This is a genomic window from Geodermatophilus sp. SYSU D00697 (assembly GCF_054050175.1).
Window position 1 is genome coordinate 11,703 of sequence record NZ_JBJGYV010000013.1, and the last position, 24,167, is coordinate 35,869.

21 protein-coding genes and 2 tRNA genes are annotated in these 24,167 nt (G+C 74.8%); 4 read left to right on the forward strand and 19 right to left on the reverse strand.

The window, feature by feature from the left end; genetic code table 11:
* Positions 1 to 59: 59 nt before the first annotated feature.
* The 14 genes from ACI79C_RS12845 to ACI79C_RS12910 all read right to left on the reverse strand — a co-directional run bounded on the left by ACI79C_RS12845 (position 60) and on the right by ACI79C_RS12910 (position 15,208).
* Complete coding sequence (locus tag ACI79C_RS12845; protein ID WP_456946049.1) at positions 60 to 1,544, reverse strand: sugar transferase; 1,485 nt, start codon at positions 1,542 to 1,544, stop codon at positions 60 to 62.
* A gap of 209 nt (positions 1,545 to 1,753) precedes the next feature.
* Positions 1,754 to 2,311 carry an aminoacyl-tRNA hydrolase gene (gene pth, locus ACI79C_RS12850; protein ID WP_456946171.1) on the reverse strand — a complete coding sequence of 186 codons (558 nt, stop codon included), beginning with the start codon at positions 2,309 to 2,311 and terminating at the stop codon, positions 1,754 to 1,756.
* An 86-nt stretch (positions 2,312 to 2,397) separates the two neighbouring features.
* Positions 2,398 to 3,090, reverse strand: a complete 693-nt coding sequence (locus ACI79C_RS12855; protein WP_456946050.1) for a 50S ribosomal protein L25/general stress protein Ctc — start codon at positions 3,088 to 3,090, stop codon at positions 2,398 to 2,400.
* Between the two features lie 256 nt (positions 3,091 to 3,346).
* Positions 3,347 to 4,327, reverse strand: a complete 981-nt coding sequence (locus ACI79C_RS12860; protein ID WP_456946051.1) for a ribose-phosphate diphosphokinase — start codon at positions 4,325 to 4,327, stop codon at positions 3,347 to 3,349.
* 49 nt (positions 4,328 to 4,376) lie between these two features.
* Positions 4,377 to 5,855: a bifunctional UDP-N-acetylglucosamine diphosphorylase/glucosamine-1-phosphate N-acetyltransferase GlmU gene (gene glmU / locus ACI79C_RS12865; RefSeq protein ID WP_456946052.1), complete on the reverse strand. Its 1,479-nt coding sequence runs from the start codon at positions 5,853 to 5,855 to the stop codon at positions 4,377 to 4,379.
* A 35-nt stretch (positions 5,856 to 5,890) separates the two neighbouring features.
* Positions 5,891 to 5,963: transfer RNA gene (locus ACI79C_RS12870), tRNA-Gln, on the reverse strand.
* Positions 5,964 to 6,086: 123 nt separating this feature from the next.
* Positions 6,087 to 7,046 carry a 4-(cytidine 5'-diphospho)-2-C-methyl-D-erythritol kinase gene (locus ACI79C_RS12875; protein WP_456946053.1) on the reverse strand — a complete coding sequence of 320 codons (960 nt, stop codon included), beginning with the start codon at positions 7,044 to 7,046 and terminating at the stop codon, positions 6,087 to 6,089.
* On the reverse strand, positions 7,043 to 7,951 hold the full coding sequence (gene rsmA, locus ACI79C_RS12880) for a 16S rRNA (adenine(1518)-N(6)/adenine(1519)-N(6))-dimethyltransferase RsmA (protein WP_456946172.1): 909 nt from the start codon (positions 7,949 to 7,951) through the stop codon (positions 7,043 to 7,045). The genes ACI79C_RS12875 and rsmA overlap by 4 nt, the downstream gene beginning before the upstream one ends.
* Positions 7,906 to 8,997: a transglycosylase family protein gene (locus ACI79C_RS12885; RefSeq protein WP_456946054.1), complete on the reverse strand. Its 1,092-nt coding sequence runs from the start codon at positions 8,995 to 8,997 to the stop codon at positions 7,906 to 7,908. Before ACI79C_RS12885 ends, rsmA begins: the two co-directional genes overlap by 46 nt.
* 327 nt (positions 8,998 to 9,324) lie before the next feature.
* Positions 9,325 to 10,179: a hypothetical protein gene (locus ACI79C_RS12890; protein WP_456946055.1), complete on the reverse strand. Its 855-nt coding sequence runs from the start codon at positions 10,177 to 10,179 to the stop codon at positions 9,325 to 9,327.
* A 37-nt stretch (positions 10,180 to 10,216) separates the two neighbouring features.
* A complete protein-coding gene (locus ACI79C_RS12895) occupies positions 10,217 to 11,122 on the reverse strand; it encodes a TatD family hydrolase (RefSeq protein ID WP_456946056.1) in 906 nt (301 codons plus the stop codon).
* Positions 11,123 to 11,156: 34 nt separating this feature from the next.
* Positions 11,157 to 12,950: a methionine--tRNA ligase gene (metG, locus tag ACI79C_RS12900; RefSeq protein ID WP_456946057.1), complete on the reverse strand. Its 1,794-nt coding sequence runs from the start codon at positions 12,948 to 12,950 to the stop codon at positions 11,157 to 11,159.
* A gap of 32 nt (positions 12,951 to 12,982) precedes the next feature.
* The gene (locus ACI79C_RS12905) at positions 12,983 to 13,618 is read right to left on the reverse strand and encodes a hypothetical protein (protein WP_456946058.1); all 636 of its coding nucleotides are present in this window, start codon (positions 13,616 to 13,618) and stop codon (positions 12,983 to 12,985) included.
* Between the two features lie 102 nt (positions 13,619 to 13,720).
* Positions 13,721 to 15,208: an amino acid permease gene (locus ACI79C_RS12910; RefSeq protein WP_456946059.1), complete on the reverse strand. Its 1,488-nt coding sequence runs from the start codon at positions 15,206 to 15,208 to the stop codon at positions 13,721 to 13,723.
* Positions 15,209 to 15,331: 123 nt separating this feature from the next.
* On the opposite strand from ACI79C_RS12910, the gene corA reads away from it, so the two are divergent.
* Positions 15,332 to 16,438: a magnesium/cobalt transporter CorA gene (corA, locus tag ACI79C_RS12915; RefSeq protein WP_456946060.1), complete on the forward strand. Its 1,107-nt coding sequence runs from the start codon at positions 15,332 to 15,334 to the stop codon at positions 16,436 to 16,438.
* Positions 16,439 to 16,513: 75 nt separating this feature from the next.
* On the opposite strand, the gene ACI79C_RS12920 is transcribed toward corA, so the two are convergent.
* Positions 16,514 to 17,065, reverse strand: coding sequence for an endonuclease domain-containing protein (locus ACI79C_RS12920; protein ID WP_456946061.1), 552 nt, complete (start codon positions 17,063 to 17,065; stop codon positions 16,514 to 16,516).
* 369 nt (positions 17,066 to 17,434) lie between these two features.
* A complete protein-coding gene (gene rsmI / locus ACI79C_RS12925) occupies positions 17,435 to 18,277 on the reverse strand; it encodes a 16S rRNA (cytidine(1402)-2'-O)-methyltransferase (RefSeq protein WP_456946062.1) in 843 nt (280 codons plus the stop codon).
* A 53-nt stretch (positions 18,278 to 18,330) separates the two neighbouring features.
* Here rsmI and ACI79C_RS12930 point away from each other — a divergent pair, with 53 nt between their 5' ends.
* The 3 genes from ACI79C_RS12930 to ACI79C_RS12940 all read left to right on the forward strand — a co-directional run bounded on the left by ACI79C_RS12930 (position 18,331) and on the right by ACI79C_RS12940 (position 21,218).
* Entirely contained in the window at positions 18,331 to 19,851 is a 1,521-nt protein-coding gene (locus ACI79C_RS12930) for a dolichyl-phosphate-mannose--protein mannosyltransferase (RefSeq protein WP_456946063.1), read from the forward strand.
* Entirely contained in the window at positions 19,842 to 20,360 is a 519-nt protein-coding gene (locus tag ACI79C_RS12935) for a hypothetical protein (protein WP_456946064.1), read from the forward strand. Before ACI79C_RS12930 ends, ACI79C_RS12935 begins: the two co-directional genes overlap by 10 nt.
* 63 nt (positions 20,361 to 20,423) lie before the next feature.
* A complete protein-coding gene (locus ACI79C_RS12940; protein ID WP_456946065.1) occupies positions 20,424 to 21,218 on the forward strand; it encodes an enoyl-CoA hydratase/isomerase family protein in 795 nt (264 codons plus the stop codon).
* Between the two features lie 6 nt (positions 21,219 to 21,224).
* Here ACI79C_RS12940 and ACI79C_RS12945 read toward each other — a convergent pair whose 3' ends face one another.
* The 3 genes from ACI79C_RS12945 to sepX all read right to left on the reverse strand — a co-directional run bounded on the left by ACI79C_RS12945 (position 21,225) and on the right by sepX (position 24,035).
* A complete protein-coding gene (locus ACI79C_RS12945) occupies positions 21,225 to 22,985 on the reverse strand; it encodes a PQQ-dependent sugar dehydrogenase (RefSeq protein WP_456946066.1) in 1,761 nt (586 codons plus the stop codon).
* A 171-nt stretch (positions 22,986 to 23,156) separates the two neighbouring features.
* Positions 23,157 to 23,230, reverse strand: a tRNA-Ala gene (locus tag ACI79C_RS12950).
* 103 nt (positions 23,231 to 23,333) lie between these two features.
* Complete coding sequence (gene sepX, locus ACI79C_RS12955; protein WP_456946067.1) at positions 23,334 to 24,035, reverse strand: divisome protein SepX/GlpR; 702 nt, start codon at positions 24,033 to 24,035, stop codon at positions 23,334 to 23,336.
* Between the last annotated feature and the right edge of the window lie 132 nt (positions 24,036 to 24,167).

Consider the following 24,167-nt stretch of genomic DNA (forward strand, 5'->3'; position numbering starts at 1 on the left):
GGGAGTGCAGAGCGGACGCCCTCACCCCCACGGGTCACCCGGGAGGAGGGCAGTGACGGTCAGTAGGCGCCGGAACGGCTGAGGACGGCGCGCAACGTCTTGGTGAGGATGAGCAGGTCCATCGCCAGCGACCAGTTCTCCACGTAGCGGAGGTCGAGGCGGACGGCCTCCTCCCACGGCAGGTCGCTGCGGCCGGACACCTGCCACAGGCCGGTCAGGCCGGGCTTCACCAGCAGCCGGCGGTGCACCGAGGTGTCGTAGCGGGCCACCTCGCCGGGCAGCGGCGGGCGCGGCCCGACCAGGGACATGGAGCCGCCCAGGACGTTGAACAGCTGGGGCAGCTCGTCGAGCGACAACCGCCGCAGCAGCCGGCCCACCGGGGTGACGCGCGGGTCGACCCGCATCTTGAACAGCAGGCCGTCGGAGATGTTCTCCGCCCGCAGCGCGTCCACCTGGCGGTCGGCGTCGACGACCATGCTGCGGAACTTGAGCATGGTGAACGACCGGCCGTTCACCCCCACCCGCTCCTGGCGGTAGAGGACGGGGCCGGGGCTGGTCAGCTTGATCGCGACGGCGATGGCGAGCAGCACCGGGGCGATGAGGACCAGCGCGCCCGCGGCGGCCACACGGTCCAGGCCGCCCTTGACCACCCGGCGCCAGCCCTCGAACCGCGGCTGCTCGACCGAGAGCAGCGGCAGCCCCTCCAGCGGCCGGATGTGCAGCCGCGGCCCGGCGACCTCGATCAGGCCCGGGGCGACGAGCAGCTCGATGCCGGTGCCCTCGAGCTGCCACGACAGCTGCCGGAGGTACTGGGCGGCGGTCTCGCTGGCCGAGGTGACCGCGATGGTGTCCGCGCCGAGCCGGCCGGCCAGGGCGACGACCTCGTCCAGCCCGCCGACGGGGACGCCGGAGGTCTCGGCCACGCGGGCCCGGTCGCCGGGGGTGACGCAGGCGGCGACGACGTCCATGCCGGCGAACTGCTCCCGCCGCACCTGGCCCACCAGGTCGAGGACGGCGGACCCACGGCCGACGACGACCACGCGCTTGGTGCACAGGCCGCGGGCGCGCAGGCGGCGCAGGGCGCAGCGCGCGGCCCAGCGGCCCAGGAGGGTGGCCAGGGTGAGCGCCGGGACGGCGACGACGACCAGCGCCCGGCTGAGGTCGAGGGCGGCGGCGTAGGACAGGAAGCCCGCGACGGCGAGGAGCACGAAGCCGGCCTTGCCGACGGCGCGGTACTCGTCACTACCGGTGCCGAACACCCGCTCCGAGTGCGCGCCGGTGGCCTGCAGGAGCACCGGCCAGACGACGACGAGGGCGAGCGCGGCCCAGAACAGCGACGTCGCGGGCGAGAAGGCGCCCGGGTGCGTGGTGAGGACCGCTCCTCCGGCCACCGCGGCGGCGAGGACCTCGAAGACCGTGAGCGCGAGGGAGTACCGGGCCGCCCAGGCCGGCGCGCCGGCGCGTGGCCGGATCCGCGGCGCGGCATCGACGGCCGCCGCACGCGACGCCGTCCCGAGACGGATCCTGGAGTGGTCGAGCAGCACGGTTCCCCCCGAGCACGCGTGACGGTGTGTAGCCGACGGTCACGCGTGCGGGGGAAGGACTGCCCGTGTCACCAGGACTTCTCCCCCGTCGCGACGCTCGGCGACCTCGTCACCATCACAAGGCGTCACGGGAAGGTCAATGCGGAGCGTGACCGTTCACCCGATCGGGAGCACGCACGGTGACCGTGTCACCGGATGGGGTGCCGGGGTCAGCTGCGGGGGTGGACGACGTTCTGCGCCGCCTCGAGGCCGCGGACCAGGAGCTCCTCGGTCGCGTCGGCCGCCTCGGCGAGGAGCAGGTCGAGCTCCTTGCGCTCGGTGGCGGAGAAGTCCTTGAGGACGAAGTCGGCGGGGTCCTGCCGGCCGGGCGGGCGGCCGATGCCGACGCGCACCCGCAGGTAGTCCTTGGTGCCGGTGGACCGGGTGATCGACCGCAGCCCGTTGTGCCCGCCCTCGCCGCCGCCGCGCTTGAGCCGCACGCTGGCGAAGGGGATGTCCAGCTCGTCGTGCAGGACCACGAGGTCGGTGGCCGGGATGGAGTGGTAGTCCAGCAGGCCACGAACGGGGCCACCGGACTCGTTCATGTAGCTGGTCGGGCGGGCCAGCACGACCCGGCGGCCGGCCAGGCGGCCCTCGCCGATCAGCGTCCGCGCCCGCTTGCCCTTGCCCGGGGAGAGCTTCACCCCGGCGCGGGCGGCGAGCTCGTCGAGCACCATCGCGCCGACGTTGTGCCGGTTGCCGGCGTAGGAGGGCCCGGGGTTGCCCAGCCCGACGACGAGGAAGGGCCCCTCGGACGGAGACGCCCCGGGGGCGCCGGCGGTGCCGGCGCCCCCGGGGTCCCCGGACGCGGTGCTCAGGGCTGGACGCCGGTGTTCTCGCCGGCGTCAGCCGGGACGGCGCCCTCGATCTCGGAGGTGGCCTCCTCGACGGGTGCCGCGGACTCCTCGCGCTCGATGCCGGCCTCGGCCTCGGCGGACTCGAGCTCGGCCTCGAGGGCCTCGGCGGTGGGCGCGCCGAGGAAGCCGATGACGAGCGCCTCGGCGTCGGTCACGAGGGTCACGCCTGCGGGCAGCACCAGGTCGCCCGCGGTGATGTTCTGCCCGGCAGTGTGCCCGGTGACGTCGACCTCGATCGTCTCGGGCAGGTTCGTGGCGTCCGCCTCGAGGGAGACGGTGTTCAGCTGGTGGTTGGTGATCGCGTCGACCCCGGGCTCACCGACGACGACGATCGGGACGTCGACGGTGGTCCGCTCGCCGCGGTTGACCAGCAGCAGGTCGACGTGCTCGTGGACGCGGGTCAGCGGGTCGCGCTGGACGGACTTGGTGAGGGCCAGCTGCTCCTTGCCGTCGAGGACGACGGTGAGCAGGGCGTTGGTGCCGCCGTTGCGCAGCGCCGCGGCGAACTCGCGGGCCGGCAGGGACAGGTGCACGACGTCCTGGCCGTGCCCGTAGAGGACGGCGGGGATGCGGCCGGCCCGGCGGGTGCGGCGGGCGCTGCCCTTGCCGAACTCGGTGCGGGCCTCGGCGACGAGGCGGAAGTCAGCCACGGTGGTGTGCTCCTCGGGAGGTGGATCAGGTCTGGAGCCGGCACACGGCGCGGCACACCTCGCAGGGCACACGCACGTCGATCACGGAGTACGGCGGACCGTCTCCCTCGCCGGGCAACTCACCCAGGGTACCCCAGCCCCCGAGCCCGCCGTCCCTGGCCACCGACCTCGCCGGGTGGTCGCCGGAGCCGCGGTACGGCCCGGGTCCGGCGACCACACCGCGGCTCTCGTCGCGCCGCGGTGGACGCCTGTGTGCTCAGCTGGCGCCGTCGAAGAGGCTCGTCACCGAGCCGTCCTCGAAGACCTCCTTGATCGCCCGGGCCAGCAGCGGGGCGATGGAGAGCACGGTCAGCTTGTCGAACTGGCGGGCCGGCTCGATGGGCAGCGTGTTGGTGACGATGACCTCGCTGACCCGGCTGTTCTTGAGCCGGTCGACCGCGGGCCCGGACAGGACGCCGTGGGTCGCGGTGACGATGACGTCGGCGGCACCGGCGTCGAACAGCGTCTCGGCGGCCTTCACGATGGTGCCGCCGGTGTCGATCATGTCGTCGACCAGGATGCAGACCCGGCCCTCGACCTCACCGACGACGCGGTTGGCGACGACCTCGTTGGGCCGCATGGGGTCGCGGGTCTTGTGGATGAAGGCCAGCGGGACGCCGCCGAGCTTGTCGGTCCAGCGCTCGGCGACCCGCACCCGGCCGGAGTCCGGCGAGACGACGGTGATGTCCCGGTCGCCCCACCGCTCGCAGACGTGCGACACCAGCAGGTCGAGGGCGAACAGGTGGTCGACCGGACCGTCGAAGAAGCCCTGGATCTGCGCCGTGTGCAGGTCGACGGTCATCAGCCGGTCGGCGCCGGCCGTCTTGAACATGTCGGCGACCAGGCGGGCGGAGATGGGCTCGCGGCCGCGGTGCTTCTTGTCCTGACGGGCGTACGGGAAGAAGGGGGCGACCACGGTGATCCGCTTGGCCGACGCCCGCTTGAGGGCGTCTACCATGATCAGCTGCTCCATGAGCCAGGTGTTGATCGGCGCCGTGTGACTCTGCACCACGAAGGCGTCGCAGCCGCGTACCGACTCCTCGAAGCGGACGAACAGCTCGCCGTTGGCGAACTCGTAGGCCGCCGTGGGCGTCGGGGTCACCCCGAGGTGCCCGGCGATCTCGTCGGCCAGCTCCGGATAGGCCCGGCCGGAGAACAGCATCAGGCTCTTGCTCGGTGTCTGCCGGATGGCGCTCATCGGCTCTGCTACCCCTGGTGGTCGTCGAAGTTCGTCGCCGTTCGCCGGTCTACTCGGACCCCGTCGTCCCAGTGTCGGGCGCTGACCCGGCCCCTGCATCCCCGGCCGCCTCGGCGGCCTTCGCCGCGGCCGTCCCCGGACGCCGCCGCTGCACCCAGCCTCCCACATTCCGCTGGCGACCCCGCGCGACGGCCATCGCCCCGGGCGGGACGTCCTGGGTGATCACCGACCCGGCCGCGGTGTAGGCGCCGTCGCCCACGGTGACCGGCGCGACGAGCATGGTGTCGGAGCCGATGCGGACGTGGTCGCCGACGGTCGTGTGGTGCTTGGCGACGCCGTCGTAGTTGACGAACACGGTCGCCGCCCCGATGTTCGCGCCCCGCCCGATGGTGGCGTCGCCCACGTAGGACAGGTGCGGCACCTTGGAGTCCTCGCCCACCGTGACGTTCTTGGTCTCGACGAAGGCCCCGACCTTCGCCCCCGCGGCCAGGCGGGTGCCCGGCCGCAGGTAGCTGAACGGCCCGACGGTGGCCTCGGGGCCGACGACCGCCCCGAGGACGTGCGAGCGCACGACGCTGGCGCCCTCCCCCACCGCGGTGTCCCGCAGCGTGGTGTCCGGGCCGACGACCGCCCCGGTCGCGACCGCCGTCGCGCCCTGCAGCTGCACGCCTGGCTCGAGCACCGCGTCGGCCTCGACGGTGACGGTCACGTCGACCCAGGTGGTCGCCGGGTCGACGACGGTGACGCCGGCGCGCATCAGCTCGTCGAGCAGCCGGTCGTTGAGGGTGCGCCGGCGGGCGGCGAGCTCGCGGCGGTCGTTGCAGCCGAGGACGTCGACCGGGTCCTCCGCGGGGGCACCGCCGACGCGGGCGCCCTCGGCGACGAGCAGCCCCAGGACGTCGGTGAGGTACTGCTCACCCTGGTCGTTGTCCTCCCCCAGCCCGGCGAGGCTCCGGCGGAGAGCCGCGGCGTCGCCCACGTAGACGCCGGCGTTGATCTCCCGGATCGCGCGCTGCTCGTCGGTGGCGTCGCGCTCCTCCACGATCGCGGTCACCGCGCCGTCGGCGTCCCGCACGATCCGGCCGAGGCCGGTGGGCTCGTCGACCACGGCGGTGAGGACGGTCAGCACGTTGCCCGCGGCGCGGTGCTCGTCGACCAGCGCGGTGACCGTCTCCGGCCGCAGCAGCGGCGCGTCGCCGTTGACGATGAGCACCGGCCCGTCGACCTCCGGGACGGCGTCCAGCGCGACGGCCGCGGCGTGCCCGGACCCCCGCTGCTCGGCCTGGAACACCGGGCGCGCGTCGGGCGCGACCGCGGCCAGGTGCTCCTCGACCTGCTCCCGGCCGGCGCCGACGACCACGACGGTGTGCCCGGCCGACAGCGGCTCGGCCGCGGCCAGCACGTGCCCGAGCATGCTGCGCCCGCAGAGGGTGTGCAGCACCTTGGGCGTGGCGGACTTCATCCGGGTGCCCTGGCCGGCGGCGAGGACGACGACGGCGGCGACGGTCGGGGCGGGTGGAACGGTCACGGGTCTCCTCGTGCCTCGGGCTCGGGGCGGCGTTGCTGGGGGACTCGGACTCGAACCGAGACTTCCCGGCTCCAAAGGCCGGCGGGCTGCCGATTACCCCATCCCCCACTGCGGGCGTCACCGGTGCCCCGGCGGCGCGGACACCGGTCGGCGTCCCCCAGGAGCCTAGGGTGCCCCCTCCGGACGGGCAGCGGCCGCCCGCGCGCCGACGCCCACCCGACCGGGCGACCCTCAGCCCACCAGCCGGGCCCCGGGCACCGGGCCGTGCACGGCGCGCACGGTGCGGTAGACGCCCTCACCGGCCAGGACGGCGGCCAGCCGCACCGCGGCCTCCTCGTCCTCGCTGAGCGCGGCGATCGTCGGCCCCGACCCGCTGACGATCGCCCCCGCCGCGCCGGCGTCGGTGGCCGCCCGCAGGGCCCGCCGCAGGGCCGGCCGCATCGACAGGGCGGCCGGCTGCAGGTCGTTGGCGAGCGCGGAGGCCAGCGTCGTCACCGGTCCGCTGCGCAGGGCCGAGATGACCGGCTCCACCGGGTCGAGGACCTCGCCGTCCGGCACCCGCCCCTCGGCGCGCAGCCGGTCGAGCTCGGCGTAGACGGCGGGGGTCGACAACCCCTCGCCAGCGATCCCGAGCACCCAGTCCCAGCGCTGCCGGGCCAGGACCGGGGAGAGCTGCTCCCCGTGCCCGGAACCGAGCGCCACCCCGCCGTGCAGGCTGAACGGGACGTCGCTGCCCAGCTGGGCGGCGAGCGTGGCGAGCTCCCCCCGGGTGGCGTGGGTGCCCCACAGCGCGTCGAGGGCGACCAGCGCCGCCGCGGCGTCCGCGCTGCCCCCGGCCAGCCCGGCGGCGGCCGGGATGGACTTGTCGATCGCGATCGTGGCGTCGGCGGCCACCCCGGCGCGCTCGGCCAGCAGCTCGGCGGCGCGCCAGACGAGGTTGCGGCGGTCGGTCGGCACCGCGTCGGCCCCGGCCGTCCCCTCCCCGGTCACCGTCACGGTCAGCCCGTTCCCCGGCCGCACCGTCACCGTGTCGAACAGCGAGACGGCGAGGTAGACGGTGCGCAGCTCGTGGAAGCCGTCGGGGCGCAGCGGGCCCACCCCGAGGTGCACGTTGATCTTCGCCGGCGCCCGCGCGACGACGGCGCCACCGCCGGCCAGCCGCCCCGGACCGCCCGGTGAGGACCAGCTCATGCCGGCGCCCCGGGGTCGGTCGCGGCCAGCCGGGCGAAGTCGGTGACCGACAGCTGCTCACCGCGGGTCGCCGGGTCGATGCCCGCCGCGCGCAGCCGGGCCTCGGCGGCCGCGGGGCTCCCGGCCCAGCGCGCCAGCGCCGCGCGCAGCCCCTTGCGGCGCATGCCGAAGGCGGCGTCGACGACGGCGAAGGTCGCGGCCCGGTCGCCCGGTGGGGGTGGCCGGCGCACCAGGGAGACCAGCCCGGAGTCGACGTTGGGCTCGGGCCAGAACACGCGGCGGCCGACGTTGCCCGCGCGGCGCACGTCGCCGTACCAGGCGGCCTTGACCGACGGCACGCCGTAGGCGGCCGTCCCCGGGCCGGCCGCCAGCCGCTCGGCGACCTCGGCCTGCACGAGCACGAGGGCGCGGCGCAGCGTGGGCAGCAGGTCCAGGAGGTGCAGCAGGACGGGCACCGCCACGTTGTACGGCAGGTTGGCCACCAGCGCCGTGGGAGGCGGGCCGGGCAGCTCGCTCACCCGCAGCGCGTCGGCCTCGACGACGGTCAGCCGGTCGGCCAGCGCGGGCAGCCGCTCGGCCACCGTCCGGGGCAGCCGGGCGGCCAGGCGCGGGTCGATCTCCACCGCGGTCACGTGCGCGGCCACCGGCAGCAGCCCGAGGGTCAGCGACCCCAGCCCCGGCCCGACCTCCAGGACGACGTCCTCGGGGGTGAGCTCGGCGGTGCGGACGATCCGCCGGATGGTGTTGGCGTCGTGCAGGAAGTTCTGCCCGAGCGTCTTGGTGGGACGCAGCTCGAGCTGCTGGGCCAGGTCGCGGATCGCGGCCGGGCCAAGCAGCCCGTCGGTGTCGTCGGGAGTGCTCAGCGGAGGCCGAGCTTGCGGGTGCAGGCCGGCCAGGCACCCCAGCCCTGCGAGGCCTGGACGCGCTCGGCGACGGCGATCTGCTCCTCCCGGCTGGCCTGGTGCGGCATGCCGGTGCCGCCGTTGGCCCGCCACGTGCCGAGCGAGAACTGCAGCCCGCCGTAGTAGCCGTTGCCGGTGTTGATGGCCCAGTTGCCACCTGCCTCGCACTTGGCGAGCTGGTCCCAGACACTGCCGCCGGCGACCGCCGGGGCCGCGGGGCGCTCCTTGGTGCCGACCGTGACCAGCTCGTCGACCGGCGCCCGGGTCACGGTCGTGGCCAGCTGCTCGCGGGCGGTCTCGACGCCGTCGGTGACGGTGACGCGGAAGGTGGTGGCCTGCTCGCCGTCCACGCCCGGCCGGGTGACGGTGCGGTCGTCCTCGTAGGCCCCGGCGTCCTCGGTCTCGACCGTCCCGTGCGGGACGGCCGCGGTCTCGGTGACCTCGGCGACCTGGACGCGGAAGACCTGCACGCGCATCCGGTCCAGCAGCGCCTGGTCGGGGTAGACGCTGGTGCGGTCGGTCTCGGCGAGGGCGACGCCCTGCTCGGCGAGCAGGTCGCCGGCGGTCGCCGCGGTGGTGGTCACGACCCGCTGCTGGCCGTCGACGACGAGGGTGACGTCCTTGGGCGTGGTGATCTCCAGCGCCATGCCGTCGAGCGGCAGCCGTTCGCTGCGGCTGGCGGAGACCTGGAGGTCCTCGGCGCGGTAGCCGAGCTGGTCGAGCGCCTGGTCGACCGACAGCGCGGTCACGTAGACCTCGCTCCGGACGCCGTCCACGGTCAGCTGCAGGGGCCGGGCCCGGTTGACGACGACCGTGTCGCCGTCGGCCACGGTCGCCCCGGCGTCGGGGAGGACGACGTCGTGCGCCTGGGTCTGCAGCCCCTCCTCCTCGAGCACCTCACCGACGGTCTCGGCGTAGGTGCTGACCTCGCGCGCCTGCCCGTCGACGGTCAGCGTCAGGGACTTCTGGGCGGCGTAGAAGGCCAGGGACCCGCCCACCAGTCCGAGCAGGACGAGGGCGGAGAGGGCGAGCTTCAGCGATCGGGGCACGACACTTCCAGGGGTCACGGAACCCGGGCAGAGGGCCGTCCCGCACCCCGGACGGCCGCCCACCAGGAGGGGAGCTCCCGGTCGGGCCGACGCCGCCCGGGTCGGTCCCCACCCCGGCTGGTCACGACACGATAACGACTGGTGCCCGTCTGGCGACGGGGCGAGAGCAGTCAAGCAGAGCGTCGACCTGACGACATGTGGGCACGCCGACACGCATGGTCAGCGACGTGCCGCGTGGGGCGGGTGTGACGGCTGCGCTGCGTGAAGCCCTCGGGGTGAGCAACGCCACAGTGTGGCGGCCGCCTCCCGGGGAAGCGGCGCGGTCCCTCAGCTGGTGAGGGCGCGGTCCCGGGAGCGCACCGGCCGCAGCCAGGTGATCAGGAAGACGGCGACCGCGAGGCCCGCGGCGAGCCCGGCGAAGCCACCCGCGACCAGCGCCACCGGGAGCAGGTCGACGCCCTCGGTGACCCGGTCGCCCAGGTCGATGCCTGCGGTCAGGAGCAGCGTGCCCAGCGGCAGCAGGGCCAGCACGCTGGCCGCGGCGGTGACCAGGTGCGCGGTCCAGGTGCGCAGCGCCTCGTCGACCGGGACGTCTGCGCCCTCGGCCGGCAGCGGGCGGACGATCGCCCGCAGCAGCGCCACCTCGGCCAGGAGCCAGGTCAGCAGCGGGACGACCAGCGCGACCCAGCCCACGGAGGAGGGCAGGCTGTCCTGCCGCCACATGAGCACCGTGGCGAGCACCTCGGCGGCGACCACCAGCCGCATCGTCCAGACCAGCGCCGGGGAGATCTGCTCGGAGCGCCGCGGTCGCCGCGCCGGGGAGCTGACCCGCCAGCGGGGCCGCGGGCGGGTCACCTCGGCGAGCACGACGCCGACGAGCAGGCCGATGACCAGCGCCGGCGCCCACAGGAAGACCGACGCCTCGGCGAACAGCACGATGCTCACGCCGACGCCGACGAGGCCGAGCAGCCAGCCCAGGGCCCGGATGCGGCGGCCGTGCTGCGCCTGGCGTTGCAGGGTCGCGGTCCCCTCCTGCGTGGGCGTGGCGAAGTCGACGGCGGCGCCGGCGACGGCGCGGCGGCCGGCGGCCAGCGCCCAGGCACGGGCGAGCAGGACCCCGGGGACCAGCACGGCGATGAACAGCACGACGGCGATGAGGCGGCCCACGACATCAGTGTCCACGCTTCTCCCGGGAGAGGGAGGGCGGTGCTCCCGGCGCTCAGCGGCCGGCGGGCGGGTCCTCCTCCCACCGGCCGAACACGCGCTCAGCGGTGGCGGTCAGCGCGGCGCACAACCGCGGCAGGTCCACCCCGGTGACCTCGGCCAGCGAGCGGACGGTCAGGGGGACCAGCCTCGAGGCGTTCGGCCGGCCGCGGTGTGGCATCGGTGTCAGGAACGGGGAGTCGGTCTCCACCAGCAGCTGGTCGAGCGGGGTGAGCGCCGCCGCCTCGCGCAGGTACCCGGCGTTGCCGAAGGTGAGCGTGCCGGCGAAGGAGAGCACGTGGCCCCGCTCCACGCAGGCCTTCGCGAAGGCCGCGTCACCGGAGAAGCAGTGGAAGACGGTGTGCCCCGGGGCGCCCTCGTCGTCGAGCACGCGGAGGATCTCCTCGTGGGCGTCGCGGTCGTGGATGACCAGGGCGACGTCGCGCTCCTTCGCGATCCGGATGTGCGCCCGGAACGACGCCTCCTGCGCCGCCCAGCCCTCCGGCCCGGTGCGGAAGCGGTCCAGCCCGGTCTCCCCCACCGCACGCACCCGCGGCAGCGCCGCCAGCCGGTCGATCTCGGCCAGGGCCTCCTCGGTCGCCGCGCCCGCGCCGGCCTCGTTCGGGTGGACGGCCACGGCCGCCAGCACGTTCGGGTGCCGCGCGGCGAGCTCGGCCGACCACCGCGAGGAGCCCACGTCCACACCGACCTGCACCAGCCGCGGGATGCCGACCGCGGCCGCCGCCGCGATCTCGGCGTCCACCTGCTCGGCGGTGGCCCACTCGCCGTGCCCGTCGGCCGGCCGCTCGCCCAGGACGATGTCGAGGTGGGTGTGGCTGTCGACCGCCGGCGCGGGCAGCGGCTCCGGGGACGGCGGCGGCTCGCCGCGCCGGTTGGCGCGGGCGCTGGCCGACCGGCTCACCGCGCCGCCCCGCCGGCGCCGCGCGCCGACCGGCTCACTCGTCGCCCTCGAGCCGCCGCAGCTCGTCGGCGACGATCGAGTCGTCGAGCTTCGTGAACACCGGGGTGGGCGGCGACAGCGGAGTCCCCGGCTGCAGCGGCCGGGAGGCCCACACCGCCTGTGCCGACGCGTAGTCGCCGGTGATCACCGGGTAGGGCGAGCCGTCGTCGAGGTCGGTGACCTCCTCGATGCGCGGGGCCGGCGACCAGACGCCGGTGCCGCCGAGCAGCTCGTGGACCTTCTGCGCGGAGTGCGGGAGGAACGGGGTGAGCAGCGCGTTGCAGTCGCTGACCGCCTGCAGCGCGGTGTGCAGCACGGTGTCCCGGCGGGCCGGGTCCTCCTTGAGCTTCCACGGCGCCTGGTCGGACAGGTACTTGTTCGTCTCACCGACCACCCGCATCGCCTCGGTGGCGGCCGCCTTCTGCCGGTTGCGGGACAGCAGCTCGCCGATCGGTCCGAAGGCCCCCGTCGTGGCGTCCAGCAGCGCGCGGTCGGCGTCGGCCAGCTCCCCCGGCGTCGGGACGGCGCCGACGTTCTTCGCCGCCATCGACACCGTGCGGTTGACCAGGTTGCCCCAGCCGGCGACCAGCTCGTCGTTGTTGCGGCGCAGGAACTCCGACCAGGTGAAGTCGGTGTCCTGGGTCTCCGGGCCGGCCACGGCGATGAAGTAGCGCAGGGCGTCGGCGTCGTAGCGGGCCAGGAAGTCGCGCACGTAGATGACGACCTGGCGCGAGGAGGAGAACTTACGGCCCTCCATGGTGAGGAACTCGCTGGAGACCACCTCGGTGGGGAGGTTGAGCCGGCCCAGCGAGCCCGGCGTCCCGCCCTTGTCGCCCTCGCCGTCGTAGCCGAGCAGCTGGGCGGGCCAGATCTCGGCGTGGAAGACGATGTTGTCCTTGCCCATGAAGTAGTAGGCGTCGGAGTCCGGCGTCTGCCACCACTGCCGCCACGCCTCGCCGTCCCCGGACCGGCGGGCCCACTCGATCGACGCGGACAGGTAGCCGACGACGGCGTCGAACCACACGTAGATGCGCTTGTCAGGGCGGTCGCGCCACCCGTCGAGCGGCACCGGCACACCCCAGTCGATGTCACGGGTGTAGCTGCGCGGCTTGAGGTCGGTCAGCAGGTTCTTCGCGAAGTTGAGCACGTTGGGCCGCCAGCCCCTGCGGGTGTCCAACCAGTCGCCGAGCGCCCGGGTGAACGCCGGCAGGTCGAGGAAGTAGTGCTCCTCCTCGACGAACTTGGGCGTCTCGCCGTTGATCCGGCTCACCGGGTTGATCAGGTCGATCGGGTCGAGCTGGTTGCCGCAGTTGTCGCACTGGTCGCCGCGGGCGCCGTCGTAGCCGCAGATCGGGCAGGTGCCCTCGATGTAGCGGTCGGGCAGGGTGCGCCCGGTCGACGGGCTGATCGCGCCCAGGGTCGTCTTCGGGAAGACGTACCCGTTCTTCAGCAGGCCGAGGAAGATCTCCTGGCTGATCGCGGCGTGGTTGGCCGTCGTCGTCCGGGTGAACAGGTCGTAGGAGAGCCCGAGCGACTGCAGGTCGCCGACGATGACCCGGTTGTTCCGGTCGGCGATCTCCCGCGGGGACACGCCCTCGGCGTCGGCGGCCACGGTGATCGGCGTCCCGTGCTCGTCGGTGCCGCTGACCATCAGCACCCGGTCGCCGACCATCCGGTGGTAGCGGCTGAAGACGTCCGAGGGGACGCCGAACCCGGAGACGTGGCCGATGTGCCGTGGGCCGTTGGCGTAGGGCCAGGCCACGGCGGTCAGGATGTGCCGATCACTCACACTCCAACAGTACGGAGCGCCGTCCAGCCGGTTCAGGGCTGGCTGGTCCCCGCCGTCGTGGAGCTGCCGGTCGCCGCCTGCGGCGTCGGGGTCACGAGGGCGATCGTCACCAGCGCCAGGGCGATGACGCCCAGGGTGGCCGCGCGCAGGGCCGGGGGGCCCGGCGCCGGCTCCGGCTGGCGAGCCCGGGCGCGGGGCCCGGCGGCTCCCCAGGCCACCGCCGTGGGGGCGCCGGCGAGCAGCAGCTTGCCCACCGGGACGCCGAGGGCCAGCAGCGCCAGGGCCGGGCCCGGGAGGGACGCGGGCAGCCCGTCGAGCAGCGGGGTCCCCAGGCTCAGCCCCAGCAGGACGGCGACCAGGCCGACCTCGGTGACCGCCACCCCCGTGTAGAGACGCCGGCCCGAGCCGTCGGCGAGCAGCACGCCGCCGCCGGCGCACAGCACCACCCAGACCGCCAGGAGCAGGAGCACCGTGGCGACGACCAGGCCGGAGGGCCGCAGCGGGGACAGCAGCAGCCCGTCGAGGCCGGTGAGGGCACCCGCGACCAGCCCCACGGCCTCGACCCCGGCCACCGCGGCGGCGGCGACGACGGTCGGCGGCGGGCGGCGCCGGTCGGGCGCCCCCGGCACGACGGGGGTGCGGGGGTCGAGGACGGTGGTGCTCGCCACGGGGCTGCTCTCCCTGGCCGGGGACGACGGTCACCGGTCGGGTCGGCGTGCGCCGCGGCCCGCTGTACGCCCGCGGGGAGGGGCCTCACCCCTCCGAGGGGGTCAGCGCGGGGTGTCGGCCGGGCGGCGCTCGCCCGTCGCCATGCGGCTGTGCTGCCGGCCGTAGACGAAGTACATGCCGATCCCCAGGACCATCCAGACGAGGAACCGCAGCCAGGTGTCGACCGGCAGGTTGGCCATCAGCCACAGGCAGGCGGCCGCGGAGATCCACGGGACGACGTTGATCAGCGGCACGCGGAAGGACCGGTGCAGGTCCGGGCGGGTGCGTCGCAGCCACCAGACCCCGATGGAGACCAGGAGGAACGCGAAGAGCGTGCCGATGTTGACCAGCTCCGCGAGGGCCGACAGCGGCACCAGCCCTGCCAGCAGCGCGACGACGACACCGGTCGCGATGGTGATCCGGTACGGCGTCCCGTACCGCGGGTGCACCTTGGCCAGGGCTGGGGGCAGCAGGTGGTCGCGGCTCATCGCGAACAGCACCCGCGACTGGCCGAGCATCAGGATCATGACCACCGAGGTGAGGCCCGCGAGCGCCCCCAGGGAGATGACGCTGGAGAAGAAGGTCAGCCCGTTGGCGGCGAACGCCCCGGCCAGCGGTGCGGTGGCGCTGAGCTCGGTGTAGTTCTGCATCCCGACGACGACCAGGGACACCGCGACGTACAGCAGCGTGCAGATCACCAGGGAGCCGATGATCCCGCGCGGCAGGTCGCGCTTGGGGTCGCGGGTCTCCTCGGCGGCGGTCGCGACGATGTCGAAGCCGATGAAGGCGAAGAACACGATGGCCGCACCGGCCAGCACGCCGCTCCACCCGAAGGTCGCCTGGGTGACCCCGAGGAGCTGGATCAGCGGGGTGTGCAGTCCCCCCTCGCCCTCGGCCGCGGGCTGCGCCGGCGGCACGAACGGCGAGTAGTTGTCGGCGGTGATGTAGAAGAGCCCGACGATGATCACGAGGAGGACGACGGCCAGCTTGATAGCCACGATGACGGCGGTGACCCGGGAGGACAGCTTGATCCCCAGCACGAGGACGGCGGTCATCGCCAGCGCGACCGCGATCGCGGGGATGTTGAACACCGCCGTCTCCCCCGCGATCGAGGAGGGCAGCGCGATGCCGATGTCGTCGAGCAGCTGGTTGAGGTAGCCCGACCAGCCGACCGACACGGTGGCCGCGCCGAGGGCCAGCTCGAGGACCAGGTCCCACCCGATGACCCACGCGACGAACTCGCCGAAGGTCGCGTACGAGAACGTGTAGGCCGACCCGGCCACCGGCACGGTCGAGGCGAACTCGGCGTAGCAGATCGCGGCCAGGCCGCAGACCACGCCGGCGATCACGAAGGAGACGGCGACCGCCGGTCCGGCCTGGTCGCGGGCGACCAGGCCGGTGAGGACGAAGATGCCGGTGCCGATGATGACCCCGACGCCGAAGACGGTGAGGTCCAGGCCCGAGAGGTTCTTCTTGAGCCGGTGCTCCGGCTCGTCGGTGTCGCGGATGGAGTCCTCGACGGACTTGACCCGGCGCGTGTTCACGGCCACGGCGGCTCCTCCCGGCCGGCCGGGGTGCCCCCGGCGCTGCTCACCCAGGCGAGCGTCGCACGGGGCGGGCCGGACCGCATGCCTACGCTGACGTGCGCAGCAGGACCGCGCGAAGGAGTGCAGATGACCGGCACGGAGATCCCCCGCAGCGCACCGGGCGGGCCGCTGCCGGAACGCCCGGCGGTGCGCCCGCGTCCGGCCGGCCCGCCGCGCACGACGCCGTCCCGGCCCGACGGCGTGGGGCCGGTCGTCGACTGCGCCGTCTACGTCGACGGCCGACGGCAGGCCCCGGTCGACCCGCACGACGCGCTCCGGGCGGCGAGCGAGCAGGGTGGCTTCGTCTGGCTCGGGCTCTACGCCCCGACCGAGGACGAGCTGAGCGCGATCGCCGAGCGGTACCGGCTGCACCCGCTGGCGGTGGAGGACGCCGTGTACGCCCACCAGCGGCCCAAGCTCGAGCGCTACGACGACGCCCTGTTCATGGTGTTCACGACCGCGACGTACGTGGAGCACGACCGGCTGACCGCCACCAGCGAGGTGGTCGACACCGGCGAGGTCATGGTCTTCCTCGGCCGGGACTACGTGATCACCGTCCGGCACGGCGAGCACGGCGGGCTGACCGCGCTGCGCCGCAGCCTGGAGGAGCAGCCCGACCTGCTGTGCCTCGGGCCCTCCGCCGTCCTCTACGCGGTGGCCGACCACGTCGTGGACGACTTCGTCGACGTCACCGGCCTGGTCGAGGAGGACGTCGACGAGCTGGAGGCGTCGGTGTTCAGCGACCGGCGCACCGACGACATCGGCCGGCTCTACCAGCTCAAGCGGGAGCTGATGGCGCTGCGGCGGGCGGTCTCCCCGCTGGAGGTGCCGCTGCAGAAGCTGGCGGAGCGGCAGCTCGAGGTGGTGCCGAGCGCGATGCGCTCCTACTTCCGCGACGTCGAGGACCACGCCATCCGGGTGCGCGACCAGGTCGCCGCCCTCGACGAGCTGCTGACCTCGATCCTGCAGGCGTCGCTGGCCCGCACCTCCCAGGCGGACAACGAGGACATGCGGAAGATCTCCGCGTGGGCCGGCATCATCGCCGTCCCCACCGCGATCGCCGGCATCTACGGGATGAACTTCGAGTTCATGCCGGAGCTGCGCTGGCGGTACGGCTACCCGCTGGTGCTGCTGGTGATCGCGACCGTCTGCGTGCTGCTCCACCGCGGCTTCAAGCGCAACGGCTGGCTCTGAGCGCGGGGGCCGCCCGCGCTGTGTGCACACGCCGCGCACAGGGCGACCTCCCGAGCGCGCTGTGCGCACACCTCGTCACCTGGCCAGCGCCGTCCGGATCGTCGCCAGGAGCTCCGCGGGACGGTGCAGGTCCGCGGCGGTGACGAGGACGACGGTCCAGCCCGCGGCCTGGAGCCGGTTCAGGCCCCTCCGGTCCTTCGCGAACTGGCCGGGCTCGGCGTGCCACGCGCCGTCGTACTCGACGGCGATCCCGAGCTCGGGCCACGCGACGTCGACCCGGGCGACCTCCCGGCCCTCGTGCCGGACGACGTACTGGGCCACCGGCGCCGGCAGCCCACCGTCGGCCATCAGCAGCCGCAGCCGGGTCTCCTGCGGCGACTCGGCCAGGCCGTCCGCTCGGCGACAGGCCCGCCGGACCCGGGCGGACGCCGCACCGGGGACGTCGACCCGGGCGCGGACGGTCTCGAGGTCGACGAGTCCTGCAGCAGCCATGCGGTCGATCGCCACGACTGCGTCGTCCGGGTCGAGCGACGCCGCCGCCCGGACCCGGACGCCGGGGATGCGGCGGGGGTGCGATCCCGGCGGCAGGACGACCTCGACGTCGTCCCGCTCGTCGGCGAGGTCCACGCCCCACAGGACCGCAGCACTCAGGCCGGAGACGACGGCACCGGGGAGGAGGACGAGGGCCGCGGCTCGCGCGCAGCTGGTGCGAGTCCGGCACCCGCGCGTCGACGTAGACGTCGCGGTGGAGCCGGCGACAGGACGGGCCACGCAACGCGGCGGGGGTGAGCAGGCCGCGCCCGACCACGTCGGTCCCGCGGAAGACGCGGCCTCGCAACGATCCAGGGAGACGGGTCGCCGGTGACATGGGCGCAGGCTCGCCCGACCGGCCGGGGCACCCTCTCCCGCCGTCCACAGGGAGCGCTGTGTGCACACACCGCCCGACGCGCGGGCGCGGGATCGCGATGTGTGCACGCGGCGCTCAACCCACAGCGGTCAGGCCTCGCCCTTCGCGGCGACGACGGCGTCGTAGACGGTGCGCCGCGGCAGCCCCGTGCGGACGACGACGGCGCGGATGGCGTCCTTGCGGGTGGCGCCCGCGGCCTCCTCGTCGGCCACGAGCGCGGCCAGCTCGGCGGGCGAGACCGACACCGGACCCGCCGGCGCCCCGCCCACGACCACGGTGATCTCCCCGCGCACCCCGTCGGCCGCCCACGACGCCAGCTCGGCCAGCGACCCGCGGCGGACCTCCTCGTGGGTCTTGGTCAGCTCCCGGCAGACGGCGGCCGGGCGGTCCGGCCCGAACGCGGCGGCCGCGTCGTCCAGCGCGTCGGCCAGCCGGTGCGGCGACTCGAAGAAGACCATCGTGCGGCGCTCGTCGGCCAGCCCGGCCAGGCGCGACCGGCGCTCCCCGCCCTTGCGCGGCAGGAAGCCCTCGAAGCAGAACCGGTCGACCGGCAGGCCCGACACCGCGAGCGCCGTCGTCACCGCCGACGGCCCCGGGACCGACGTGACCTCGACACCCGCGTCGATGGCGGCACGCACCAGCGTGTAGCCGGGATCGGAGACCGAGGGCATCCCGGCGTCGGTGAGCAGCAGCACGGTCCGCCCCTCGGCCAGCGCGGCCAGCAGCCCGGGCAGCCGCGACCGCTCCACCGACTCGTGGAAGGTGACCACCCGCCCGGTGAGGGTCACCTCGAGGTCGGCGGCCAGGCGGTGCAGGCGGCGGGTGTCCTCGACGGCGAGCACGTCCGCCGAGGCCATCGCGGTGCGCAGCCGCGGCCCCACGTCACCGGGCTGGCCGAGCGGAGCGCCACCGAGCACCAGGCGTCCAGTCACGGGGCGAGCCTGTCACGCCGGGAGCCGCAGCCGGCCGCCCTACCCTGACCCCCATGGCGGTACTGGCTCCCGATCGCACGGACCGGGAGCCCGGCGAGCCCCCGGCCGGCCGGTCGCGCCGGTGGCCGCCGCCCCGGCCGCGCCGCGACCGCACGCCGCCGCTGCCGGCAGACCGGCTCCTGTCGTGGGTGCTCGCGGCGGCGCTGGGAGCCCTCACCTTCGTCGTCCGGCTCTGGGACCTCAGCTACCCCGCGGACCTGCTGTTCGACGAGGCCTACTACCCGCCCGAGGCCCGCGAGCTGCTCGAGTGGGGCCACGAGTACAACCGCGGCTACACGTTCATCGTCCACCCGCCGCTGGGCAAGTGGATGATCGCGGGCGGGATCCACCTGTTCGGCTACGACTCCCTGGGCTGGCGGATCCCCTCCGCGGTGGCCGGCACCGTCGCCGTCGTCGTCCTCACCCGGCTGGGCCGGCGGCTCACCGGGTCGACGCTGCTCGGCCTCGTGGCGGGCCTGCTGCTGGCGCTGGACGGGTTCGCCTTCTCGCTGTCGCGCATCGGCCTGCTCGACGTCTTCCTGCAGGTGTTCGTCGTCTCGGCGGTGGCCTGCCTGGTGGTCGACCGCGATCAGGTGCGCGCGCGCACCCGGGCGGCGGAGGGCGGCACCGGCTCCCGGCTGGGCCCGCGCGGCTGGCGGCTCGCGGCCGGGTTCCTGTTCGGCTGCGCCTGCGCGGTCAAGTGGAGCGGGGTGTGGTTCCTCGCCTTCTTCGCCGTCCTGTCGCTGTTCTGGGACCGCGCCGCCTGGCGGGAGGCCGGCGTCCCCCGGCCCAGCCTCACCGCGGCGCGGCGGGCACTGCCCGGCGCGCTGTGGGCGCTGGCCGCCGTCCCGGTGCTCACCTACCTGGCCAGCTTCACCGGCTGGTTCCTCGGGGAGACCTCGCAGGGCAAGGCCTGGGCGCAGCAGAACCCGGGGACGGCGTTCCCGTGGATCCCCGACGCGCTGCGCTCGCTGTGGCACCAGCACGCCGAGTGGCTGCGCTTCCACAACGGCCTGTCGACGCCGCACCCCTGGGAGTCCGGGCCGTGGTCGTGGCTGGTCAACGGCCGGCCGATCCTGCTGTGGAACCCGCAGGGGCTCACCGACGCCGCCGGCGACCAGGTCGTCCGCTACATCCTCATGGTCGGGACGCCGACCCTGTGGTTCGCCTTCGCGCCGGCGCTGGTCTGGCTGGCCTGGCGGCTGGTCGCCCGCCGCGACCCGGCCGCGCTGGTCGTGGCCACCGCGATCGCCGCCGGGTGGGGCACCTGGTTCCTCAACCCCGAGCGCACGATGTTCGTCTTCTACATGGCCCCGGTGGTGCCGTTCTTCGTGCTGGCCGTGGTGCTGGTCCTGCAGGACGTGCTGGGCCGGCCGGGCAGCGACCGCTGGCGGCGGCAGGTGGGGCTGGGCGTGGTCGCGCTCTACGTCGGCGTCGTGGCGGCGACCTTCGTCTTCTTCTACCCCGTGCTGACCGGGCAGCCGCTGTCGCACGCCGAGTGGCTGGACCGGATGTGGTTCCCCTCGTGGTTCTGACCCCTGCTGACCACGAACCTCACCGCCCTGCTCCACGACTGGGGCTCCTTCACGATGCTCGGCTGCACGCCCTTCCCCATGGACCTCTCCGAGCTGCAGCTGGGCTTCGTGTTCTTCGGCTGGGGCCTGCTGGTGGCCTTCTCCTCGGTGGTCGCCGCGCCCCGCATGCAGGCGCGGGGGACGCCGCGCGCTCGCTGTCGGCCGCGCTGGTCCTCTTCGCCGTCGACCTGCTGGCGATCGGCGTCGTCGTCGAGACCCGGTGGGCGCTGATCACCGCGGTCGTCGTCGCGGGGGTCTTCATCGGCGTCAACAACACGCTGGCCACCCAGGCGGTCATGCTGGTCTCGCCCGTCGAGCGGCCGGTGGCCTCGGCCGCCCACGGCTTCGTCCGGTTCCTCGGTGGCGGCCTGGCCCCGTTCGCCGCCGGCGAGGTGGCCGGCGAGTTCGGCGGGGCGCCCGCCGCGATCGACAGCGAGCTGCAGGCGGGAGCTCCCCGCGCCCGCGCCTGACCACCCCCGACTCCGTACCGTGACGACCCAGGGGAACGGTGCACGGCCACGGAGGAGACGGCGATGACCAGCGCACAGGACCGACCGCGGGTGCTGACCGGGGTGGACGGCGACGTCTGGGCGATCACCCTCGACCGCCCGGAGACCGGCAACGCCCTCGACCCGGCGATGGCCGCCGAGCTGGCCGCGGCACTGCGCGACCGCCCGGTGGAGACCCGCACCGTGCTCCTCCTCGGCAACGGGAACCGGTTCTGCGTGGGCGGCGACGTGCGGGCCTTCGCCGGCGTGGACGACCCGGCCGCCTACGTCGGGCAGCTGGCGCAGGACTGGCACCAGGTGGTCCGCGCGCTGCTGTACTGCCCGGTGCCGGTCGTCGCCGGGGTGCAGGGTGCCGTCGCCGGTGCGGGGGTCGGGCTCATCGGGGCGTGCGACATCGTCGTCTGCGCCCGGTCCACCAAGATCCGGCCGGCCTACGGCGCGATCGGCTACTCCCCCGACGGCGGGAGCTCGTGGGCGCTGACCCGGGCACTGGGGGCCCCGCGGGCGCTGGAGCTGATGCTGACCAACGGCGCGCTGACCGCCGCCGAGGCGCACATGTTCGGTCTGGTCGCCCGACTCGTGGAGGACGAGGAGGTGCACCAGGCCGCCATCGCGCTGGCGCAGGGGGTGGCCGCGGGCCCGGTGCGGGCGATGGTGCGCACCCGCGCGCTGGTCCGGCAGGCCGCTGTCCGCACGCTCGAGGAGCAGCTGGACGACGAGGCGCGGCTGATCGCCGAGTCCGCCGCCGACCCCGAGGGCCGCGAGGGCGTCCGGGCCTTCGTGGAGAAGCGACAGCCGGACTTCCGCAACGCGCGCTGAGCCGGTCTAGACGACCTCCACCGGCCAGGCCTCGAAGGACGCGCTGGCCTCGACCCCGGTCGAGTCCGTCGCCGTCGCCGTGACGACCAGCCGGGTGCCCGCACCGTGGTCGACGAAGGGACGGGAGTACTCCGGCCCCTCGAAGGACTCCCCGGGGTGGTCGTGGCAGAGCCCGCCGCTGCAGTGCACGAGCACCTCGCTCCACCGCACGGTCAGCGGCCCGTCCTCGGCATCGGTGGCCGTCGCGCCGGCCTGCACCAGGTCCCCGGGTGAGTAGTGGCGCTCGGGTGGCGGCGCGGTCAGGGTCAGCACCGGCGCGGTGTTGCCGGGGACGACCGTCACCGTCGTGCTGGCCTCCGCCCCGCCGGGGTCGGTGACCGTGAGCCGGGCGGTGACCGGACCGGGGTCGGCGTAGGCGTGGTCCACCCGGACGCCCTCGCCGGTGGTCCCGTCGCCGAAGTCCCACCGGTGGGTCAGCGGTTCGCCGTCCCACTCGCTGGAGGCGCTGCCGTCGAAGGTGACCGTGCGCGTCGCGGCGTCGACCGTGGCGGTGACCCGCGCCGTCGGGGGCCGGTTGCCGGGCGCGTGCACCAGCCGCTTGAGCACGCTGCCGCCGATGTCGGCCCAGATGACGTCGCCGTTGTCCGGGGCGAGGGCGAACGCCACGGGCAGCCCGTTCCCCGCGCCGAAGCCCTCGGCCTCCGGCGCCCGGACCAGCCCGCCCTCGGCGTCGGAGCGCAACGTGTAGACGCGCTGGGAGGAGTAGTCGCCGAAGAAGTAGGCCCCCTGGTACTCGGCCGGGTAGGCGCTGCCGGTGTAGACGACGCCGCCGGTGACGGCCGTGCCGGCCGGGCCGTGCTCGTACCGCCACAGTGGCGCGGTGTTGGGGGCGTCCTGGCACTCGGGCAGGTCGGCGTAGCCGGGGCTGCGCGCGTCGCCCTCCCAGCACGGCCAGCCGTAGCTCGCCCCGGGGCGGACGACGTCGACCTCCTCCCAGGTCGCCCAGCCGACGTCGCCCACGATCGGGCCGCCGGTCACCGGGTCCAGGCTGAACCGGAACGGGCTGCGGAAGCCCAGGGCGTACACGCGGCTGCGCCACGACGCCGGGTCGGCCTCGTCGTAGAAGGGGTTGTCCGCGACACCGCGCCCGTCGGGCAGCAGGTGCAGCAGCTTGCCGTACCCGGTGGCGGGGTCCAGCGCGCGCAGGGCCAGCGGGTCCACGTCCCGGAAGTCGGCGGAGTCACCGATGGTCACCCACAGGGAACCGTCGGGGTCGGCGACGACGCCGGTCAGCCCGTGGGTGTCGGACCCGGCGGGCAGCTCCAGGACGACGCGCTCGTCGGCCAGGCCCTCGTCGGTGAGGGCCCAGGCGGACAGCCGCATCGTCCACTGACCGTCGACGTCGAGGGTGCGACCGGTGTAGACCGTCCCGTCGGGCGCGACCTCGACCGCGACGAGCCCGAGGTCGCCGGTGGTCACCACGGGCAGCTCGGCGACCGTGCGGGCCTCCCCGGACGGCGCCACCCGGGCCACCCGCCCGTTCTTGCCCGTGGTCAGCCAGCCGCCGTCGGGCAGGTGGGCGAAGTCGGTGAGCAGCTCGTCCTGGCCGCTGGGCAGGTCGACGACGACGAAGCCGGCCGTCAGCGCCGGGGCCGCCGCGGCCCGGCCGGGGGTGACGGCCACCGTCCCGGCGACCAGGGTCACGAGGACGCCGATCCGCACGGCGGCGCGCGCCGCCCGGAGGGAACCGCCTGGCTCTCGGGTCACGCCGGGCGACGCTCCCCGTCCTCGGGCCGTCCGACCAACGCAACACGCGGGTCCGTGCGACCCGCCGGGGCGGGACGCACGGCGGGTGCCCGGCCGTGCGCGGGGAGCCACCCGGCCCGGGACAGCAGGAGGCCCCGCCCGGTGTGCCGGGCGGGGCCTCCTGTGTCGGGGTGGAGCTGAGGGGATTTGAACCCCTGACCCCCTCGATGCGAACGAGGTGCGCTACCGGACTGCGCTACAGCCCCTGACGGTGGACGAGTCTACCGTCCACCGGTTCCGGCACCGCCACCGGGTGGCCACCCTCCAGGGCCCACGCGGAGCCTGCGAGGCGTGGGGGAGGGTGGTCCTTCAGCCGTTGACGACCCGGCGCGGCTGGTAGACGTCGATGTCGGCGAAGCCGATGTCGTCGTCGTCCAGCCCCACGACGGCGCTGTTCTGCCAGCCGGCCGGCGCCGCGGTGCGGGCGGCGACGACGCGGCCGGGGCGCAGCGGGTGGACCGGCGCCAGCGGCAGGCTGGGGTGCGGCAGGTCGACGGTGTGGTGGTGCACCTCCTCGGCGACCGGCACCTCCTCCGCGCGGCGCGGCGCCGGCACGGGCCGGGCGACCGGCCGACGCGACTCGCGAGCAGCGGCCCGGGCGGCCCGGCGGGCGGCCAGCCGCTCCCGGCGGGCCGCGGCGCGCAGCACCATGAGGTAGGCCACGACGGCGAGGTCGAGCACGCCCTGCGCGATCCACAGCCAGGGGCTGTAGAGCAACGCGCCGGCCAGGGCCACCAGCGTGAGCCCCACCAGGCCGGCCAGCGTGCGACGGCGCACGGCGTGCACGTCGACCCGCAGCTCGCCGGAGGTCAGCAGCGCCCCGCGGTCGATGGACACCTTCTCGGTCTCGGCGTAGACCGCCGGGTCCACCGCCCGTCGCCGCTGCAGCGTCCGGCCGGAGTCGGTCAGCCCGGCTCGACCCGCCTGGGAGTCACCGCGGGTCACCACCATCGGGACCAGCACGACGAACCACAGCACGACCAGAGCGGCCAGCAGCACGCCCGAACCCATCCAGAACACCACCCGTCACACGAGTCACTTGACGGGCGAAGTTACGGCCTGCACTCCCCCGTTCGAGGGAGGCGCGCGGGCGTGTCACTGAAGTGTCGTGTGACTGGAGTGTCGTCGGCGCGGCGTGTCGAC